Here is a 21171-nt window from a genome sequence, read left to right on the forward strand (position 1 = left end):
AGTTCAGGCTCCCTTCACAGCGGTGCGGACGAGGACGACCGAGCCGCGGGCACCGGGGAGGGCACCCTTGATGAGGAGCAGCGAGTTCTCGGTGTCGACGGCGTGGACCGTGAGGTTGAGCGTCGTCTGACGCTCGTTGCCCATGCGGCCAGCCATGCGGAGACCCTTGAAGACGCGGCCCGGGGTGGCGCAAGCACCGATGGAACCGGGCTTGCGGTGGTTCTTGTGGGCACCGTGCGAGGCGGAGACACCGGCAAAGCCGTGGCGCTTCATGACACCGGCGAAGCCCTTGCCCTTGGTCGTGCCGACGACGTCGATCTTCTGACCGGCGGCGAACTGCTCGACGGAGAGCTCCTGGCCGAGCGAGTAGGTCTCGGCGTCCGCGGTGCGGACCTCGACGAGGTGGCGGCGCGGCGTCACGCCGGCCTTCTCGAAGTGGCCGGCGAGCGGCTTCGTGACCTTGCGGGGGTCGATCTGGCCGTAGCCGATCTGAACGGCCGTGTAGCCATCGGTCTCAGCGTTGCGGAGCTGGGTCACGACGTTCGTGTCGGCCTTGACGACAGTGACGGGGATGACGTTGTTGTTCTCGTCCCAGACCTGGGTCATGCCGAGCTTCGTGCCCAGCAGGCCCTTGACGTTGCGGGTTGCGGTCATAGTTCTCTCAGCACCTCCCTCTAGAGCTTGATCTCGATGTTGACGTCGGCCGGCAGGTCGAGACGCATGAGCGAGTCGACGGCCTTGGGCGTCGGGTCGATGATGTCGATCAGCCGCTTGTGCGTGCGCATTTCGAAGTGCTCGCGGCTGTCCTTGTACTTGTGCGGAGAGCGGATAACGCAGTAAACGTTCTTCTCCGTGGGCAGCGGCACGGGGCCGACCACCGTTGCGCCTGCGCGCGTGACCGTCTCAACGATCTTCCGGGCCGAAGTATCGATGACCTCGTGGTCATACGACTTCAGCCGGATGCGGATCTTCTGTCCCGCCATATCGTCCGACTCGCTTTCATGTCAGTGCTGCACTGTTCGGTTTCAGCTATCCGTGGCTGCCGAGGCATTCGAGGTCGTAACCACCACTGGCCGCACGGGCTGAATCCGGAGTCTCCGGGTTCCTCAACCAGCCGACCATCCGACCCCCGCGGTCGGGCGTGTCGCGATTTTCGCACGCACGTACCCGTAGCTTGATTGCGGAGGTGGGTCATATTTGGGCTCCAGCCTGGACCCTGCACCCGGCATTATCCGGATCGAGACGCGAAGGAGCGCTTGAACAACTCATCTAGTGTGCCAGAGATCCTCGGGGAAGGCGAATCGGCCCGGGATGACCAGCGCAGCCGCAGAGGTGGCCCTCCGCCGCGGGCGGAGCGATGATAGGCGCATGCCGCGCACCGCCGTCGACCGCCTGGCAGCCCTGCTCCCGCGGGACTTCTCGCTCGGCGTCGCGACGGCCGCCTTCCAAATCGAGGGAGCGGTCGACGACGACGGCCGGGGCCCCTCGGGGTGGGACGAGTTCGCGCGGAAACCGGGGACCATTGCGGGCGGCGCGTCCCCCGCTGTGGCCGCAGACCATTATCACCGCATGGAGGAGGACATCGGGCTCGTCGAGCGCCTTGGCGTCGACGCCTATCGCCTTTCGATCTCGTGGCCACGCGTCCAGCCGGACGGGCGCGGGCCGTGGAACGAGAAGGGCTGGGCGTTCTACGACCGCCTCCTGGACGTGCTTCTCGCAGCGGGCATCCGACCCGTCGTGACGCTCTACCACTGGGACACTCCCCTGCCGCTCGAGCACGACGGCGGCTGGCTCGCCCGCGCGACCGCGGAGCGCTTCGCCGACTACGCGGCAGAGGCCGGGCGCCGGTTCGGAGACCGAGTGTCGCAGTGGGTCACGGTCAACGAACCGGTCACCGTGACCCTCAACGGCTACGGGCTCGGCATCCATGCACCGGGCCGCGAGCTCCTGTTCGGGGCGCTTCCGTGCGTGCACCACCAGCTGCTCGCGCACGGCCTGGCCGCCCAGGCCCTCCGCGCGGCCGGCGTGGTCGGCGGCGTCGGGATCACCAATCTGCACGCGCCCGTGTTCCCCAAGTCGCGCCATCCGCTCGACCGCCTGCACGCGGGGGTCTTCGACCTCATCTTCAATCGGCTCTACGCCGACCCTGTGCTGCTCGGCCGCTATCCGCGCATTCCGTGGCTCGCGCGCCGCGACTTCCGCCCGCTCGCGGCGGCTATCCGACCGGGCGATCTGCGCATCATCCGCCAGCCGCTCGACTTCTACGGGCTCAACTACTACTACCCCATGCGGATTGCGGCGGGCAGCGGCCCCGGAAGCGCGGCCTCCACGGGCCACCACTCGCATCTGCCGGCCCTCAAGCGCCTCCCGTTCCACCTCGCCGAGTTCCCCGAGTTCCCCCGGACGGGCTTCGGATGGCCGATCGCTCCGGGACATATCGCGATCCAGCTCGCGGAGCTGCGGCGCCGCTACGGGCCCGCGCTTCCGCCGATCGTCGTGACCGAGAACGGCGCGAGCTTCCCCGAGCCCGACCGCGCCGACACCCCGATCGACGATGGCCTCCGCATCGGCTATCTCGCCTCTCACCTCGAGGCGGCACTACTCGCGGTCCGTCCGGGCGGGCCCGCCGAGGGGGTCCGTCTCCTGGGCTGGTTCGTGTGGACGCTCTTGGACAACTTCGAGTGGGCCGCAGGCTATTCGCAGCGATTTGGGCTCGTGCACGTCGACTTCGAGACGCTCGAGCGGACGCCGAAGGCGTCCTACGAATGGCTGCGGCGGCTCAACGCGGCGCGCCGCTGACCGAGCCCCGCTATTCGCCGCGGTTGGCGCGGCGAATCCGCTTGAAGCGTTCGATCTCGTTCTTGAAGTTCTTCCGGACGGCGAAATAGCCGCCCACAAGGACGACGATGAGGGCAATGACGACGATCCAGGCCACGAGGTCCTCCACGGGGAATGAGCGCGCTGTGGCTCCTACGGTAGCAGCGTGCCGCGCGGCGAGCGCACGAGCCACCAGACGACGGCGCCGAGGAGCGCGAGCCCGAGGACCCCGAGGAGCACATACGGATACGCGCGCGCAGCCCACAGGACGCACGCGACGACTCCCGCGGCGCCCCACGCCGTGAACCGCCGCTCGGTCGTCGCAACCCCCACCGCGACGAGCGCGGCGAACACCACGAGCGACCAGGCCTGCTGCGCCGTGTCCACCCGGGCGTCGAACGCTAGCCACAGCGCAGAGAGGCTTGCGAGGGCGGCCGACCCGGCGAGCCACGAGCGCCCGCCGCGTCGACTGCGCCCGTAGTAGCGCAGCAGTGCTACAACAAGGCCGAGCACGACGTACCACTGCGCGAGCCAGAAGACGCTCGCCTCGTCGTCGCCCGCGAAGAGCGCGCGCTGGATCGCGGCCACTAGGAGGACGGCGCCGAGCTCCGCGCCCAGGCGCCGCCCCGAGCGGCGGAGCTCGGGCACCACGAGGGCGCCACCCGCGAGCGCGAGTCCGGGGAGCACGACGACGGCGGGCGGCTCCCACGCGATCCGCGCCGCGGCGGCGAGCACGAGGGCGCACGAGGCGACGAGCGTCCAGCGGCGGACGGGCTCCGCGGCAAGCGAGACGATGATGCCCAGGCGGGCCGCATCGGCGCGAGCCCAGATCACGGCCCAGCGCAGGAGGATCCCGACGCCTGCCGGAACGGCGCCCCCGACGAGCATGGGCAACAAGACGTCCCACGGAGCCGCCTCGCCGGCGAAGACGCTGTGCCCGATCGAAACCCCTGCCCCGACAGCGGCGAGGACGCCGACGGGGAAAGTCCCCTCGGCCACACCGCGCACCTCCGCCCACGCCCAGCTCGCGACAAGGAGCGCGACTGCGCAGGCCGCGAGCCCGACACCCAGAACCCATGGCTTCTCGGCGAGCCCTGTGGCCGCCGAGACGGCCGCGGAGGCCGCCGACCCTGCCGTCCACGGCCACGGGAACCTCGCACCGCGCTGTTCCCGCCTCCGCATGCCGATGGCGTGCGCCGTGCCGACGACCGCGAGGACTAGCGTGAGTCCGGCGCCGCTCAGCACGGGAGCCGCGAGAGGCTGGCCCGACGGGAAGCTCACGGACGGTCCGAGCCACACGAGCGCGAGAAGCCCCGCGCTGACCCCCACGTATCCCGCACGGGGGTGCGCTCGGACCGTTGCGAGGACGCTCGCGAGGGCGAGGAGCGACTCCACGATGAGCACCCATCGCCCGCCGCCGGCCTCGCCCCGAGCCGTGACGGCGTAGGCGACCGGGAGCGCGAGCTGGGCGAGCAGCCCGCTCCAGTACGTCGCCTCGACAAACGGCAGTCCCGACGTCGTCCGGCTCAGGAGCCGCCGCACGCCATGCTGGGCGACGAGTCCGAACGCCAGGACGAGGCTCACCGCCGTGGGCGAGGCGGCGGCGTCGTGCGCGACGAGGACCGCGAGGACGAGCGGAAGCACCCTCGCGGCGGCCAAGTGCGCCCCCTTCGCCATGCGACCGGCGGCGAGGTAGACCATGACGGCGGAATACACCGCGACGAGCCCGAGCAGAATTTCGACGAGGCGGATACTGCCGGCTGCAAGCGAGACTGAGGCAGCGAGCGCGAACGGGCCCGCGACCAGAGACGCGGGGCGCCGTCTCAGCACCATCCCCGTGAGGGCCGCCCCCGCCGCCATCGCCACGATAAGCGCCGAGGCAGCCGGCCCCGGCCCACCGGCGACGGCTGCCCGCAGCGCGACGAGCGCCCCGGCCGCGAGGACGAGGAGGACCGCAGCGTCCTCGAGCGACCAGGGAAACGGCGAGCCGCGGCGCAGTGCGCGCACCTCCGTGACGAGCGGGACGGCGAGCTGGACCAGCAGCGCGGCGGCCAGGAGGTGCCACGCCGTGAGGGGCTCGCCGAAGACGGAAAAGGTCCAGCGGTCTCGTTCGAGCGTGTGGAAGAGCGCGAGGACGAACAGGATCGCGGCGGCCCGCGCGCCCCACACGTACACCCAGCGTCGCGTGCGCGGGGCGGACCGGAGCGCGCCCGCCGCGAGGACGCCGCACAGGACCCCGAGGGCAGCATCGGCGGCGACCCATCGGCCACCGGCGAGTGCGCCGCCGACCATCGCGAAGAGGAGCAGGGGCGGCGCCAGCTCCCCCGTCCCGGGGCGGACGCGCGCGGACGCGTGCCGCAGCTCCGCGGCCGGGAACAGACCGACCGAGACGGCAACTGCTGCGAGGCTCGCAAGCGCGACGACAACTCCATGCACGGTATCCGCCGCGAGTCCCCGCTCAAGGCCCACGAGGAGGCTCGCCGCCCCACCCACGGATGCCATGGCGGAAACCATCGCGGCACGTGCGAACTCCGCGTGGCCGAGCGCCCCGACGATCGCGGTCGCGATGAGCTCGAGCGATGCCGTGGCGGCGACGACGCCGACGATCACGACTGTGCGGTCCTCGCCCGGCATTCCCAGGGGAAGGACGACGTCGACGACCGCGGGCGCCACGACGATCGACGCGAACCGCGCGGCCGCGACCAGCTGAGCGCCCGTCCAGGCCGGCCGATCACCGGACCGCGGATCCCTGGACCGCGTCGCAGGCAGGACCGCACGGGTGAGCCAGAACAGCATCATCCACCCGACGAGGAGAGCGAAATGCGCCGGCGTCTCGCCTCCCCGAGCAAGGACGGCGAAGGCGAACGCCGCGACCACGGCGAACTCACCAGCACGCCCGTGCCACCACGCGGCGAACTGCGCGGAGAACACGGCAAGGGCTGTGACTACGAAGGCGGCGTCGGAAGGACCGCCTGCGTGGAACAGGCCCTCACCGATTACGGTGGCCGCGATGACGAGCTGAACGCCAATCGCCGTGAGCTGTTCGGCGACGATCGCGCGCCGCGAAACACCGAGCGCGGCAGCGAGCCGCATTTCGAGGAGCCCGGCCACGACGAGCACGACGGCCGACATCACGCTCGCGGCGACCGCCCCCGCATCGAGGGCGCGGGCGCCCGCGCCGAGAAGGCCAGCATCCGCCGCTTGGGCGAAGGCCGCCCCCGCTGCGACCATCGCCGTCGTCCTCGCCGCCCACCACGACCCGCGCCGAACCGCGACCTGCCCGCGGATGAAGACCGAGACTGCGAAGTATCCGGACATGGCCGCGACGAGCGCCGGATACTGCCATCGGTCCAGATGCGCGGCCGAAAGGGTCGCGGCGCAGAACGTCGCGGGAGCGATGAAGGGGTGCAGGCGCGTCACGGGACGCAGGATGAGCGGCGGAATCCAGCGGGGGCGGAGCACGGCCGCAAGCCCCAGAAGGAACCCGACGGCGAGCAGGGCCCCGAAGTCAGCGGCCAGCGCGCCGCTCAGAACTGACGCGCCGGACCACGCGGCGGAAAAGACAAACGTGAGGGAGAGGTACACGAGGACGCGGCTCGCGAGCCGCACGGCCGCGACGGCGAACGCGGCGAAGCCGACCACGCTGGTCACGAGCCACGTCGCTGCAGGGCTGTGCACGAGGATGACGTCGACCGCGAGCCCGACGACGGGAACGAGCGCGAGCCCGGTCCCCGTGAACGCGACCGCCGCGGGGCGAAGGCGCGGCACACGGGCATGGACAATCAGGCCTGCTCCATAGAAGAGCATCGTGAGCGCCCCGAGCCCGGCCAGGCGCAGCGGCGCGGCAGTGCCGCTCGCAAGGAAGAGTGCCGCCGCAGCAATGATGAGCAGGGACGCGGCGTAGAGGGCGAGATTCGCGTTCTGGATTCCGCGCCGCCGCCGGCGACGCTCGTCCTCCTCCGCGGCTATACGCACTGACGCCGAGCCGAGCACGGGCGGGCCCCCGGCCATGATCTGGGGCACGGTTCCCCGCGACGAAGGCATCGCGATGGGCGCAGCGGTCGCCACGGTCGCACCCCCACCCGGCGGGCCCGCCGGGTGCTGGGCGGGACGCGGCGTCGGCGAATCGGCGGGCGGCGGCGCCGGCAGCTGGGCGGGCGGCGGGCCGGCGGTCGCTGCTTTCGGCACGGACGCCGGCGCGACGACAGACGCCGCCGTCGCGCCGGGGCCAGCGTCGCGGAGCCCCTGTTCCCACCCGGCACGGTGCCCTTCGAAAAATCCTGCGCGATGCCCCTCGCGATAGCCAGCAAGCCGACCGGCGTCAAAGCCCGCCCGATAGGCCCCTTCGGTCTCCGGCGTGTATGCGTCCATGCCTTCTCCCCGTGTTTGGCCCACAGCTGTGCGCCATGAGAATTAATCCACTCGATGGAATATTAGGTCAAAAAGAAACCCCGCCGCAATGCTGCGGCGGGGCTTCTTCGAACCGGCTCAGGGCCGGGAGATCCTCAAGGTCTTACTTGATGATCTTGGTCACACGGCCCGAGCCAACGGTGCGGCCACCCTCACGGATGGCGAAGCCGAGGCCCTCTTCCATGGCGATGGGCTGGATGAGCGCAACGGTCATCTCAGTGTTGTCGCCGGGCATGACCATCTCGGTGCCCTCGGGGAGGGTGATGACGCCGGTCACGTCCGTAGTACGGAAGTAGAACTGCGGGCGGTAGTTCGAGTAGAACGGGTTGTGGCGGCCACCCTCGTCCTTGGAGAGGATGTAGACGTTCGCCTCGAAGTCGGTGTGCGGGGTGATCGAACCCGGCTTGACGACAACCTGGCCACGCTCGACGTCCTCGCGCTTGATGCCGCGGAGCAGGAGGCCACAGTTCTCGCCCGCCCACGCCTCGTCGAGCTGCTTGTGGAACATCTCGATACCCGTGACCGTGGTCTTCTGGACCGGACGGATGCCGACGATCTCGACCTCGGAGTTGAGGGCGAGCGTGCCACGCTCGGCGCGGCCGGTGACGACGGTGCCACGACCGGTGATGGTGAAGACGTCCTCGATCGGCATGAGGAACGGCTTGTCGCGGTCACGAACCGGGTCCGGAACGTTCTCGTCGACAGCGTCCATGAGCTCCTCGACCGACTTGACCCACTTGGGGTCGCCCTCGAGAGCCTTGAGGCCGGAGACGCGGACAACCGGAGCGTTGTCGCCGTCGAAGCCCTGCGAGGAGAGGAGCTCGCGCACCTCCATCTCGACGAGGTCAAGGAGCTCCTCGTCGTCGACCATGTCGGCCTTGTTCAGCGCGACCAGGAGGTACGGAACACCAACCTGGCGGGCAAGGAGGACGTGCTCGCGGGTCTGGGCCATCGGACCGTCGGTCGCGGCGACCACGAGGATCGCACCGTCCATCTGAGCCGCACCGGTGATCATGTTCTTGATGTAGTCGGCGTGGCCCGGAGCGTCGACGTGAGCGTAGTGGCGCTTCTCCGTCTGGTACTCGATGTGGGCGATGTTGATCGTGATACCGCGCTGGCGCTCCTCGGGAGCGGCGTCGATCGACGAGAAGTCGCGCTTCTCGTTAAGGTCCGGGTACTTGTCGGCAAGCACCTTGGAAATGGCAGCGGTCAACGTGGTCTTACCGTGGTCAACGTGACCGATGGTGCCGATGTTGACGTGCGGCTTAGTCCGCTCGAACTTTGCCTTCGCCACTGGTTCCTCCTAGAAGGTTTCTTTAAGAAGACTGCCTCCAGCCGCGCTTGTCGCAACTGAAACTCTTGCAAGTCTACTTGGGGCTGTTTCTTTCGTGAAATTCGCGGGGCTACCGGCCCCACACGGGGCGGCGGGGCCCGCCGTCGTCGTTCTTCCGGGGCAGCTGCCACGGAAAGACGGCGGGCTCACCGCCTTCCAGAACTACTCGCCGCGCGACTTCTGGATGATCTCGTCGGCAACGGCCTTCGGGACCTCGGCGTAGCTGTCGAACTGCATCGAGTAGACAGCACGGCCCTGGGTCTTGGAGCGAAGGTCGCCGATGTAGCCGAACATCTCGGACAGCGGGACCAGCGCGCGGATGACCTTCACGCCGACCGCGTCCTCCATGGACTGGATCTGGCCACGGCGGGAGTTGAGGTCGCCGATGACATCGCCCATGTAGTCCTCAGGAGTACGGACCTCGACCGCCATGAGCGGCTCGAGGAGCACCGGGTTGGCGCGGCGCGCGCCTTCCTTGAAGACCTGGGAACCGGCGATCTTGAACGCCATTTCCGAAGAGTCGACGTCGTGGTAGGCACCGTCGATGAGGGACGCCTTGACGCCCACCATCGGGTAGCCCGCGAGGATGCCGAACTGCATGGCGTCCTGGATGCCGGCGTCGACGGACGGGATGTACTCGCGCGGCACGCGGCCACCCGTGACGGCGTTGACGAACTCGTAGAACGTGCCCTCGGACGTGTCGAGCGGCTCGAACGTGACCTGCACCTTCGCGAACTGGCCGGAACCGCCAGTCTGCTTCTTGTGCGTGTAGTCGACCTTCTCGACCGTCTTCTTGATGGTCTCGCGGTACGCGACCTGCGGCTTGCCCACGTTGGCCTCGACCTTGAACTCGCGGCGCATGCGGTCCACGAGGATGTCGAGGTGGAGCTCGCCCATGCCGCCGATCTCGGTCTGGCCGGTCTCCTCGTTGAGGGAGACGGTGAACGTCGGGTCCTCGGCGGAGAGCTTCTGGATGGCCGTGGAGAGCTTCTCCTGGTCGCCCTTCGTCTTCGGCTCGATCGCCACGAAGATCACCGGCTCCGGGAACGTCATCGACTCGAGGACGATCGGGTTGCTCATGTCGCAGAGCGTGTCACCGGTCGTGGTGTCCTTGAGGCCGATCACGGCGTAGATGTGGCCAGCGTGGAGCTCCTCGACGGGGTTCTCCTTGTTGGCGTGCATCTGGAAGAGCTTGCCGAGGCGCTCCTTCTTGCCCTTCGTCGAGTTCAGCACCTGCATGCCCGAGGTCGCCTTGCCCGAGTACACGCGGATGAAGTTGAGCTGGCCGAAGAACGGGTGCGCCGCGATCTTGAACGCGAGGGCCGAGAACGGCTCCGTCTCGCTCGGCTTGCGGGTCAGCTCGATCGACTCGTCCTTCGGGTCGTGGCCGAGCATGGCCGGCACGTCGAGGGGCGAGGGGAGGTAGTCGATGACCGCGTCGAGCATCGGCTGGACACCGCGGTTCTTGAACGCCGAACCACAGAAGACCGGGTAGATCTCCGAGTTGACCGTGAGCTTGCGGACGCCGGCCTTGAGCTCGTCGACCGTGAGCTCTTCGCCCTCGAGGTACTTCTCCATGAGCTCCTCGGTGGCCTCAGCAACCGTCTCGACGAGCTGGTGGCGATACTCCTCGGCCTTCTCCTTGAGGTCCGCGGGGACGTCCTGGATCTCATAGGCGGCACCCATGGTCACGTCGCCCTTGGCGTCGCCCGGCCACACAAGGGCCTTCATGGTGAGCAGGTCGACGACACCGACGAAGTCGTTCTCCGAACCGATCGGAAGCTGCATGACAAGCGGCTTCGCGCCGAGGCGCTTGATGATCGTGTCGACGGTGAAGTAGAAGTCCGCACCGAGCTTGTCCATCTTGTTGACGAAGCAGATGCGCGGCACGTCGTACTTGTCGGCCTGGCGCCAGACCGTCTCCGACTGCGGCTCCACGCCCTCCTTGCCGTCGAAGACCGCGACGGCGCCGTCGAGCACGCGCAGGGAGCGCTCGACCTCGACCGTGAAGTCCACGTGGCCGGGGGTGTCAATGATGTTGATCTGGTTCTGGTTCCAGAAGCAGGTCACGGCGGCGGACGTGATGGTGATGCCGCGCTCCTTCTCCTGCTCCATCCAGTCGGTCGTCGAAGCACCGTCGTGCGTCTCGCCGATCTTGTGGTTCACGCCCGTGTAGAAGAGGATCCGCTCGGTCGTGGTGGTCTTGCCGGCATCGATGTGCGCCATGATGCCGATGTTGCGGACCTTGCTGAGGTCGGTAAGCACGTCGAGTGCCACGGTGTCTCCTATGTTGTCCCTGCAGGGTGTCCCTTGTAGGCTGCACATTCGCCGCCGGCCCTCGTGGGGCCGGCGGCGAAAGCGGCATTTACCAGCGGTAGTGGGCGAAGGCCTTGTTCGACTCGGCCATCTTGTGCGTGTCCTCGCGGCGCTTGACCGCGGCACCGAGGCCGTTCGACGCGTCCAGGATCTCGTTCTGGAGGCGCTCGGTCATCGTCTTCTCGCGGCGGGCCTTCGAGTAGCCCACGAGCCAGCGGAGGGCGAGAGCCGTCGCGCGGCCCGGCTTGACCTCGACCGGGACCTGGTAGGTCGCGCCACCGACGCGGCGGGACTTGACCTCAAGGGTCGGGCGGACGTTGTCCATGGCCTTCTTGAGCGTCGCAACCGGGTCGCTTCCGCTCTTCTGGCGGGCACCCTCAAGGGCGCCGTAGACGATGCGCTCGGCCGTGGACTTCTTGCCGTCCACGAGGACCTTGTTGATGAGCTGCGTGACGAGCGGCGAGCCGTAGACGGGGTCGACGACGAGCGGGCGCTTCGGGGCAGGACCCTTGCGAGGCATTACTTCTTCTCCTTCTTCGCGCCGTAGCGGCTGCGAGCCTGCTGGCGGTTCTTGACGCCCTGCGTGTCGAGCGCACCGCGGACAATCTTGTAGCGGACACCGGGAAGGTCCTTCACACGGCCGCCGCGGACGAGCACAATCGAGTGCTCCTGCAGGTTGTGGCCGACGCCCGGGATGTACGCGGTGACCTCGACGCCGCCGTTGAGGCGGACACGGGCCACCTTGCGGAGGGCCGAGTTCGGCTTCTTCGGGGTGGTCGTGTACACACGCGTGCACACGCCTCGGCGCATGGGGCTGCCCTTGAGGGCAGGAGCCTTGGTCTTGGAGACCTTCGGCGTGCGGCCCTTGCGGACCAGCTGCTGAATAGTAGGCACTTTCGTGTTCTCCGTACTTCGTTGAACTTCGCCCGGGCAGGCTCACCCGAAGCCGGGCGTTCCGTGACGAGCATTGACGGTCGATTCACACTTCGCTGCGGTGTTCGACCGTAGGCGTGCGAAAGTGTGGCATTTGTCGCGCATCAACCCCGCAACCCGGAAACAGGCACCATCCGCGCTCTCGCGCAGGCGGCCATCATCCTCTGCCACACAGAAACAATCGTAGAAATGGTAGCACGCGTTGGAGGGCCTGCCCTAAACGGCCGCGCGGCCGGCACCCCTGCGAAGGGATGCCGGCCGCGCCGAAGGGTGAGCGCCGCCGTCGTCCGTCTCCGGGGAGAACGACGACGGCGGCGGGGACGTCAGCGGTAGTCGCCGCCGCCGAGGTCGTAGTCGTCCAGCGGGATCGCGTGGAACTCCTGAACGCCGTCGCCGTTCAGCGGGTCGTAAGCGAAGTCGCTGAACGCGCTCGGACCGGTGAAGAGCGTCGCCTTGGCCTCCTCGGTCGGCTCGACCGCGACCTCCGTGTACCGGGGAAGACCGGTGCCGGCCGGGATGAGCTTACCGATGATGACGTTCTCCTTGAGGCCCAGCAGCGGGTCGCTCTTCGCCTCCATGGCCGCCTGCGTGAGGACGCGGGTGGTCTCCTGGAAGGACGCGGCCGAAAGCCAGGACTCCGTGGCGAGCGACGCCTTCGTGATGCCCATGAGCTCGGGACGGCCAGAGGCCGGCTTCTTGCCCTCGGACACGACGCGGCGGTTCTCGTCGCGGTAGCGGCGCGACTCGGCGAGCTCGCCCGGGAGCAGGTCCGTGTCGCCCGACTCGATGACCGTGACGCGGCGCAGCATCTGCCGAACGATGACCTCCACGTGCTTGTCGTGGATGCCGATGCCCTGCGAGCGGTACACGCCCTGGACCTCGTCGACGAGGAACTTCTGCGCCTCGCGCGGGCCCTGGATGCGGAGCACCTGCTTGGGATCGACCGGACCGTTGACGAGCTTCTGGCCGACCTCGACGCGATCGCCGTCCTCGACGAGGAGGCGGGCGCGGCGCGACACCGGGTACGCGATCTCCTCCGTGCCGTCGTCCGGCGTGAGGACGATGCGGAGCTGCTTCTCCGTGTCCTCGATCGTGACCCGGCCGGCAGCCTCGGAGATCGGGGCCACACCCTTCGGGGTACGCGCCTCGAAGAGCTCCTGGATACGCGGCAGACCCTGCGTGATGTCCTCGCTGCCGGACGCCGAGACGGCGCCACCGGTGTGGAACGTACGCATCGTGAGCTGCGTGCCGGGCTCACCGATCGACTGGGCGGCGATGATGCCGACCGCCTCGCCGATGTCCACGAGCTTGCCGCTGGCAAGCGAGCGCCCGTAGCACTTCGCGCACGTGCCGACCGCCGACTCGCAAGTCAGGACGGAGCGGACGCGGAGCTCGGTGATTCCCGACTCGATGAGGCGGTCGATGAGCACGTCGCCCAGGTCCGCACCACCCTCGGCGAGCACGTTGCCCTCGGAGTCGACGACGTCGACCGCGAGCGTGCGCGTGTACACCGTGTTCTCGACGTTCTCCTCGCGGACGAGTTCCCCGTTGTGGTCCGCGATGGCAATCGGGACCATCAGGCCGCGCTCGGTGCCACAGTCTTCCTCGCGCACGATGACGTCCTGCGAGACATCGACGAGACGACGGGTCAGGTAGCCCGAGTTGGCCGTACGGAGAGCCGTGTCGGCGAGACCCTTGCGGGCACCGTGCGTCGCGATGAAGTACTCGAGGACCGAGAGGCCCTCGCGGTACGAGGACTTGATCGGACGCGGGATGATCTCGCCCTTCGGGTTGGCCACGAGGCCACGGATGCCGGCGATCTGGCGGACCTGCATCCAGTTACCACGGGCACCCGAGGAGACCATGCGGTTGATGGTGTTCATCTTCGGCATGGAATCGCGCATGACCGACGCGATCTCGTTCGTCGCCTTGTCCCAGATCTCGATGAGCTCGGAGCGGCGCTCCTCGTCGTCGATGAGACCCTTGTCGTACTGGCTCTGGATCTTCGCCGCGCGGTCCTCGTAGCCGGCCAGGATGGCAGGCTTCGCGTCGGGCACGGCGATGTCCGAGATGGCCACCGTGACACCCGAACGCGTGGCCCAGTGGAAGCCCGCGTCCTTGAGGTTGTCGAGCGTGGCCGCGACGACGACCTTCGGGTAGCGCTCGGCGAGATCGTTGACGATCTTCGAGAGCTGGCCCTTGTCCGCGACGGCCTCGACCCACGGGTAGTCCTCGGGCAGCGTCTCGTTGAAGATCACCTGGCCGAGCGAGGTCTCCACGAGCGCGGGCTCACCGGGCTCCCAGCCCTCGGGCGCCGAGCGCTCCGCCGACGGGACGAAGTCCTCGAGGCGGATCTTGACCTGGGCGTTGAGGTGCAGCTCGCGGTTGTCGTACGCCATGATCGCCTCGGCCACAGACGCGAACACGCGACCCTCGCCGGCCGCACCCTCACGCTTGGTCGTGAGGTGGTACAGACCGATGATCATGTCCTGCGAGGGCAGGGTCACCGGACGGCCATCCGACGGCTTGAGGATGTTGTTCGAGGACAGCATGAGGATGCGGGCCTCGGCCTGGGCCTCCGGGCTCAGCGGAAGGTGCACAGCCATCTGGTCGCCGTCGAAGTCGGCGTTGAACGCCGCGCACACGAGCGGGTGCAGCTGGATGGCCTTGCCCTCGACGAGCTGCGGCTCGAACGCCTGGATGCCGAGGCGGTGGAGGGTAGGCGCACGGTTGAGCAGCACCGGGTGTTCGGTGATGATCTCCTCGAGCACGTCCCACACCTGCGGGCGGTAGCGCTCGACCATCCGCTTGGCGCTCTTGATGTTCTGGGCGTGGTTGAGGTCCACGAGCCGCTTCATGACGAAGGGCTTGAAGAGCTCGAGCGCCATCTGCTTCGGCAGGCCGCACTGGTGCAGCTTGAGCTGCGGGCCGACGACGATGACCGAACGGCCCGAGTAGTCGACGCGCTTGCCGAGCAGGTTCTGGCGGAACCGGCCCTGCTTGCCCTTGAGCATGTCCGAGAGCGACTTGAGCGGACGGTTCCCGGGGCCCGTGACCGGGCGGCCGCGGCGGCCGTTGTCGAACAGCGAGTCGACAGCTTCCTGCAGCATGCGCTTCTCGTTGTTGACGATGATCTCGGGCGCGCCGAGGTCAAGCAGCCGCTTGAGGCGGTTGTTGCGGTTGATCACACGGCGGTACAGGTCGTTGAGGTCGGAGGTCGCGAAGCGGCCGCCGTCGAGCTGGACCATCGGGCGGAGCTCCGGCGGGATCACCGGAACGGCATCGAGGACCATGCCCTGCGGCTTGTTGTCCGTCGTGAGGAACGCGTTGACAACCTTGAGGCGCTTGAGCGCACGGGTCTTGCGCTGCCCCTTGCCGTTCTGGATGATGTCCCGCAGGTTCTCAGCCTCGGCCTCGAGGTCGAAGGCCTGGAGGCGACGCTGGATCGCCTCGGCACCCATCGAGCCCTCGAAGTACATGCCGTAGCGGTCGCGGAGCTCGCGGTAGAGCGCCTCGTCGCCCTCGAGGTCAGCGACCTTGAGGTTCTTGAAGCGGTCCCACACGGCGTCGAGACGCTCGATGTCGGCGTCCGCGCGCTTGCGGATCGTCGCCATCGTCTTGTCGGCCGAGTCACGGGCCTTCTTCTTGTCCGCGGCCTTGGCACCCTCGGCCTCGAGCTTGCCGAGCTCCTCCTCGAGGTCGCGGGCGACGGCGGCGATGTCGGCGTCGCGCGCATCGACGAGCTGCTTCTTCTCGAGGTCGTGCTCGGCCTGGAGGTTCGGCAGCTGCTCGTGGCGGCGATCTTCGTCGACGCTCGTGATCATGTACGCGGCGAAGTAGATGACCTTCTCAAGGTCCTTCGGGGCAAGGTCGAGCAGGTAGCCCAGACGCGACGGAACGCCCTTGAAGTACCAGATGTGGGTCACGGGAGCGGCGAGCTCAATGTGGCCCATCCGCTCGCGGCGCACCTTGGCGCGCGTGACCTCGACGCCACAGCGCTCGCAGATGATGCCCTTGAAGCGCACGCGCTTGTACTTGCCGCAGTAGCACTCCCAGTCACGGGACGGGCCGAAGATCTTCTCGCAGAAGAGGCCGTCCTTCTCGGGCTTGAGCGTGCGGTAGTTGATGGTTTCCGGCTTCTTGACCTCGCCGTGCGACCACGTGCGGATGTCATCCGCGGTGGCGAGGCCGATCTGCATGAGGCCGAAGGAGGATTCGCTGGACAATATGGTCCCTGTTCTCTCGTTCTCTAAGTCGTTCGTAACGCCGATACGTGAAGGACTAGACCTCTTCGACCGAGCTGGGCTCGTCGCGGGAGAGGTCGATGCCCAGTTCCTCCGCGGCCGTGAACACGGCGTCGTCGGAGTCGCGCATCTCGATCGTCTGGCCGTCGGTGGAGAGAACCTCCACGTTCAGGCACAGGGACTGCATTTCCTTGATGAGGACCTTGAAGGACTCGGGGACACCGGGCTCGGGGATGTTCTCTCCCTTGACGATGGCCTCGTAGACCTTCACACGTCCATGGATGTCGTCGGACTTGATGGTGAGGAGCTCCTGGAGGGTGTACGCCGCGCCATAGGCTTCGAGCGCCCACACCTCCATCTCGCCGAAGCGCTGGCCGCCGAACTGCGCCTTACCACCGAGCGGCTGCTGGGTGATCATCGAGTACGGGCCGGTCGACCGAGCGTGGATCTTGTCGTCGACGAGGTGGTGGAGCTTCAGGATGTACATGTAGCCCACGGAGATCGGGTCCGGGAACGGCTCGCCGGAGCGGCCGTCGAACAGCTGGGCCTTGCCCGAGGAGTTGATGAGCCGGTCGCCGTCGCGCGTGACGTTCGTCGAGTCGAGCAGACCCGCGATCTCCTCCTCGCGCGCGCCGTCGAACACCGGGGTCGCGACCTTCTGGTTCGGGCCCGTCTCGCGCGGCATGCTCGGGAGGCCCTGGATCCACTCGGGCTCGCCCTCGATCTTCCAGCCGGTCTTCGCGACCCACCCGAGGTGCGTCTCGAGGACCTGGCCGACGTTCATGCGGCCGGGCACGCCGAGCGGGTTGAGGACGACGTCGACCGGCGTTCCGTCGGCGAGGAACGGCATGTCCTCGATCGGGAGGATCTTGGAGATGACACCCTTGTTGCCGTGGCGGCCGGCGAGCTTGTCGCCGTCTGTGATCTTGCGCTTCGCGGCCACGTAGACGCGGACGAGCTGGTTGACGCCCGGGGGCAGTTCGTCGTCGCTCTCGCGGTCGAAGACGCGCACCCCGATGACCGTGCCCGACTCGCCGTGCGGGACCTTGAGGGACGTGTCGCGGACCTCGCGGGACTTCTCGCCGAAGATCGCGCGGAGGAGGCGCTCCTCCGGGGTCAGCTCGGTCTCGCCCTTCGGGGTGACCTTGCCAACGAGGATGTCGCCAGCCTCGACCTCGGCGCCGATGTGGATGATGCCGCGCTCGTCGAGCTGGGCGAGGACCTCTTCGGAGACGTTCGGGATGTCCCGGGTGATCTCCTCCGCGCCGAGCTTCGTGTCGCGAGCGTCGATCTCGTGCTCCTCGATGTGGATCGAGGACAGGACGTCCTCGGCCACGAGCCGCTGCGAGAGGATGATCGCGTCCTCGAAGTTGTGGCCCTCCCACGACATGAACGCGACGAGGAGGTTGCGGCCGAGCGCGAGCTCGCCCTGGTCCGTCGCGGGGCCGTCGGCGATGATGCCGCCGAGCTCGAGGCGGTCACCGTCGTTCACGAGGACGCGGTGGTTGTAGCAGTTGCCCTGGTTCGAGCGGTCGAACTTGCCGATGCGGTAATTCGTCTCCGTGCCGTCGTCATTGAGGACGACGACGAGGTCCGCCGAGACCTCGGTGACAACGCCCGGCTTCGTGGCCACGACGACGTCGCCCGCGTCAACCGCCGCCGAGCGCTCCATGCCGGTGCCGACGAACGGCGCCTCGGAGCGGACGAGCGGCACGGCCTGACGCTGCATGTTCGCGCCCATGAGGGCTCGGTTTGCGTCGTCGTGCTCGAGGAACGGGATGAGGGCCGTCGCGACCGACACCATCTGGCGCGGGGAGACGTCCATGAACTCGACCTCGTCGGCCGGGATCAGGGTCGGCTCGCCGCCGCCGCCGCGCTGGCGGACGAGGACCATGTCCTCGGCGAAGCTGCCGTCCTCGTTCAGCGGCGAGTTGGCCTGGGCGATCTGGACCTCGGCCTCGTCGTCGGCCGTGAGGTACTCGACCTCGTCGGAGACGACGCCGTTGGACACCTTGCGGTACGGCGTCTCGATGAAGCCGAACGGGTTGATGCGGCCGTAAGACGCCAATGAGCCAATCAAACCAATGTTTGGGCCTTCAGGGGTCTCGATCGGGCACATGCGGCCGTAGTGCGACGGGTGGACGTCACGGACTTCCATGCCCGCGCGGTCGCGCGAAAGGCCGCCCGGGCCGAGCGCCGAGAGGCGGCGCTTGTGGGTGAGGCCCGAGAGCGGGTTGTTCTGGTCCATGAACTGCGAGAGCTGGGACGTTCCGAAGAACTCCTTGATCGCAGCGACAACCGGTCGGATGTTGATGAGGGTCTGCGGCGTGATCGCCTCGACGTCCTGCGTCGTCATACGCTCGCGGACGACGCGCTCCATGCGGGAGAGGCCCGTGCGGACCTGGTTCTCGATGAGCTCGCCGACGGCGCGGATTCGGCGGTTGCCGAAGTGGTCGATGTCGTCGACATCGACGCGGACCTCGATCTCCTGACCGTCGCGGACGCCCTTGATCGCCTTCTCCCCGGCGTGGAGCGCGACGAGGAACTTGATCATCGCGACGATGTCCTCGATGTGGAGGACGGACGCGTCGCGGTCCGAGAGCGGGCGGTCGACGCCGAGCTTCCGGTTGATCTTGTAGCGGCCGACCTTGGCGAGGTCATAGCGCTTCGGGTTGAAGTAGAGGTTGTCGAGGAGCGACTGGGCGGCCTCGACCGTGGGCGGCTCGCCCGGGCGGAGCTTGCGGTAGATGTCGAGGAGGGCGTCCTCGCGCGTCTCGGTCGTGTCCTTCTCGAGCGTCGCGCGCATCGAGTCGTACTCGCCGAACTCCTCGAGGATCTGGCCCTCGGTCCAGCCGAGCGCCTTGAGGAGGACAGTCACGGACTGCTTGCGCTTGCGGTCGAGGCGGACGCCGACCTGGTCGCGCTTGTCGATCTCGAGCTCGAACCACGCGCCGCGCGACGGGATGATCTTCGCCGTGAAGATGTCCTTGTCGCTCGTCTTGTCGGCCGTGCGCTCGAAGTAGGCGCCCGGCGAGCGGACGAGCTGCGACACGACGACGCGCTCGGTGCCGTTGACGACGAACGTGCCCTTGTCCGTCATGAGCGGGAAGTCGCCCATGAACACGGTCTGCTGCTTGATCTCGCCCGTGTTGTTGTTCATGAACTCGGCCTTGACGTACAGCGGGGCCGAGTAGGTGGCGTCGCGCTCCTTGCACTCCTCCATGGTGTACTTGGGATCCGCGAACTCGGGGTCCGAGAAGCTCAGGGACATGGTGCCCTGGAAGTCCTCGATCGGGGAGATCTCCTCGAAGATGTCGGCGAGGCCGGAAGTCGTCGCAACGCTTGCGTCGCCTTCCTCAGCGGCCTTCGCGACGCGCGCCTGCCAGCGCTCGTTGCCGACGAGCCAGTCAAAGGACTCGGTCTGGAGGGCCAGGAGGTTCGGGACGTCGAGGGGCTCGTGAATCTTGGCGAAAGAGAGCCGGCTGCGTGCGCCGTCAGTGTTAGCGGTTTGGGTGTCAGAGGTGCTCGAGGCGACCAAGAGGGATCCTTCCACAGACCTTCAGGATTGTCCGCACCCTCCCCCAACCGTGCAGTCGCCCAGCAACTGTTCTGTTAAAAGGGCGACCGCCCACGAGCCCACCGCTATATGAAGGCTGGAGGTCAGAAAGGGAGAACGCAAAGATCCAGCATAGCCTGTCTGGGCGCGCGTGTCTACCGCACATCTTGGCCGTGGTCAAGTGGCCCCTTCCGGGCCCCCTGCGGCGACGCGTCGCAAACACTGTACACCCCGCGCGAACGGCCACGGCCACGTGGGGCGAACGGCGGTAGCCTGATCACACGAGGGCCGCGGACCCGCGGCCACTGGCTCCTCGGGCCCACCGGCTCACGGAGTCCTCACGACGACGTGACAGGAGACGCCATGGGCAACGGCGACGAAGTTGTCATCCTCTCGGCGGCACGGACCCCGTTCGGCCGCCTCAACGGCCAATTGGTGACCTTCACGGCCGCCGAACTCGGCGCCCAGGCCATCCGCGCCGCGCTCTCGAGGAGCGGCGTCGAGGCGAGCGCGGTCGACGCCGTCATCATGGGCCAGGTGCTCCAAGCCGGCGCCGGGCAGAACCCCGCGCGGCAGGCAGCGATCGGCGCGGGGCTCGGCTGGAACATCCCGAGCGTGACCATCAACAAGGTGTGCCTCTCGGGACTCACCGCGGTGATCGACGCCGCCCGCATGATCCGCGCCGGGGACGCCGTCGTCGTCGTCGCCGGGGGCCAGGAATCCATGAGCCGGGCCCCGCACATCCTCCCCGGCTCGCGTCAGGGCTGGATGTACGGGACGGTGGGTGCGCTCGACGTCGCCGCGCACGACGGTCTCACCGACGCCTTCGACGGGCAGTCGATGGGCCTCTCGACCGAGACCCGGAATCTCACGCTCGGTATCGACCGGAAGGCGCAGGATGCGGTCGCCGCGGCGTCGCATCAGCGGGCCGCGATCGCGCAGAAGGACGGCGTGTTCGACGACGAGATCGTGCCCGTGAGCGTCAAGCAGCGCAGGGGCGACCCCCTCACGGTCAGCGTCGACGAGGGCGTGCGGCCCAATACGTCGCTCGAGACGCTCGCCCCGCTCAAGCCGGCCTTTGCGTCGGATGGCACGATCACCGCGGGCAATTCGTCGCCGCTCTCGGACGGAGCCGCGGCCCTCGTGCTGACGAACCGCGCCTACGCCGAGGCGCGCGGGCTCCCGTGGCTCGCCGTCGTCGGCAAGCCCGGCCAAGTCGCGGGCCCCGACAATTCGCTGCACTCCCAGCCCGCCAACGCGATCGCCCAGGCGCTCGCGCGCGCGGGATGGAGCACCGAGGACCTCGACTTCATCGAGATCAACGAAGCCTTCGGCTCCGTTGCGGTCCAGTCGCTCAAGGAACTCAAGTACCCGCTCGAGAAGACCAACATCCACGGCGGGGCCATCGCCCTCGGCCATCCGATCGGGGCGTCAGGCGCCCGGCTCGCCGGGCACGCGGCGCACGAGCTCGCGCGGCGCGGCTCCGGCCGGACCGCCGTCTCCCTGTGCGGAGGCGGCGGGCAGGGCGAGGCGCTCCTGCTGTACCGCGACTGAGCCTTGAG

At 68.2% G+C, this 21171-nt stretch carries 12 protein-coding genes; 2 read left to right on the forward strand and 10 right to left on the reverse strand.

Features of this window, described 5'->3' with window-relative positions:
• Positions 1 to 3: 3 nt before the first annotated feature.
• Together rplC and rpsJ are read right to left on the reverse strand one after the other, a co-directional pair.
• The gene (rplC, locus tag SPF06_RS01965) at positions 4 to 654 is read right to left on the reverse strand and encodes a 50S ribosomal protein L3 (protein ID WP_323277237.1); all 651 of its coding nucleotides are present in this window, start codon (positions 652 to 654) and stop codon (positions 4 to 6) included.
• Between the two features lie 20 nt (positions 655 to 674).
• Positions 675 to 983 (reverse strand): 30S ribosomal protein S10, encoded by a 309-nt coding sequence (gene rpsJ / locus SPF06_RS01970; RefSeq protein ID WP_043119398.1) that lies wholly within the window; start codon positions 981 to 983, stop codon positions 675 to 677.
• A 385-nt stretch (positions 984 to 1368) separates the two neighbouring features.
• Between rpsJ and SPF06_RS01975 the strand changes: the two genes are divergently transcribed.
• Positions 1369 to 2799, forward strand: a complete 1431-nt coding sequence (locus SPF06_RS01975; RefSeq protein WP_323277238.1) for a glycoside hydrolase family 1 protein — start codon at positions 1369 to 1371, stop codon at positions 2797 to 2799.
• A 10-nt stretch (positions 2800 to 2809) separates the two neighbouring features.
• Here the strand turns inward: SPF06_RS01975 and SPF06_RS01980 are convergent, their stop codons facing one another.
• The 8 genes from SPF06_RS01980 to rpoB all read right to left on the reverse strand — a co-directional run bounded on the left by SPF06_RS01980 (position 2810) and on the right by rpoB (position 19591).
• Positions 2810 to 2935, reverse strand: a complete 126-nt coding sequence (locus tag SPF06_RS01980; RefSeq protein ID WP_323277239.1) for a hypothetical protein — start codon at positions 2933 to 2935, stop codon at positions 2810 to 2812.
• A 35-nt stretch (positions 2936 to 2970) separates the two neighbouring features.
• Positions 2971 to 7188 carry a hypothetical protein gene (locus SPF06_RS01985; RefSeq protein WP_323277240.1) on the reverse strand — a complete coding sequence of 1406 codons (4218 nt, stop codon included), beginning with the start codon at positions 7186 to 7188 and terminating at the stop codon, positions 2971 to 2973.
• A gap of 142 nt (positions 7189 to 7330) precedes the next feature.
• On the reverse strand, positions 7331 to 8521 hold the full coding sequence (gene tuf / locus SPF06_RS01990; protein WP_323277241.1) for an elongation factor Tu: 1191 nt from the start codon (positions 8519 to 8521) through the stop codon (positions 7331 to 7333).
• A gap of 201 nt (positions 8522 to 8722) precedes the next feature.
• The gene (gene fusA / locus SPF06_RS01995) at positions 8723 to 10837 is read right to left on the reverse strand and encodes an elongation factor G (protein ID WP_323277242.1); all 2115 of its coding nucleotides are present in this window, start codon (positions 10835 to 10837) and stop codon (positions 8723 to 8725) included.
• An 88-nt stretch (positions 10838 to 10925) separates the two neighbouring features.
• Entirely contained in the window at positions 10926 to 11396 is a 471-nt protein-coding gene (rpsG, locus tag SPF06_RS02000; RefSeq protein ID WP_323277243.1) for a 30S ribosomal protein S7, read from the reverse strand.
• Positions 11396 to 11770, reverse strand: coding sequence for a 30S ribosomal protein S12 (gene rpsL / locus SPF06_RS02005; protein WP_043119407.1), 375 nt, complete (start codon positions 11768 to 11770; stop codon positions 11396 to 11398). The genes rpsG and rpsL overlap by 1 nt, the downstream gene beginning before the upstream one ends.
• A 362-nt stretch (positions 11771 to 12132) precedes the next feature.
• The gene (locus SPF06_RS02010; protein WP_323277244.1) at positions 12133 to 16035 is read right to left on the reverse strand and encodes a DNA-directed RNA polymerase subunit beta'; all 3903 of its coding nucleotides are present in this window, start codon (positions 16033 to 16035) and stop codon (positions 12133 to 12135) included.
• Between the two features lie 55 nt (positions 16036 to 16090).
• Positions 16091 to 19591: a DNA-directed RNA polymerase subunit beta gene (gene rpoB / locus SPF06_RS02015; protein ID WP_323277245.1), complete on the reverse strand. Its 3501-nt coding sequence runs from the start codon at positions 19589 to 19591 to the stop codon at positions 16091 to 16093.
• Positions 19592 to 19972: 381 nt separating this feature from the next.
• Between rpoB and SPF06_RS02020 the strand changes: the two genes are divergently transcribed.
• Positions 19973 to 21163, forward strand: coding sequence for an acetyl-CoA C-acetyltransferase (locus tag SPF06_RS02020; RefSeq protein WP_323277246.1), 1191 nt, complete (start codon positions 19973 to 19975; stop codon positions 21161 to 21163).
• The last annotated feature ends 8 nt before the right edge of the window (positions 21164 to 21171 follow it).

This window comes from Sinomonas terricola (assembly GCF_034931225.1).
Classification (GTDB): domain Bacteria; phylum Actinomycetota; class Actinomycetes; order Actinomycetales; family Micrococcaceae; genus Sinomonas; species Sinomonas terricola.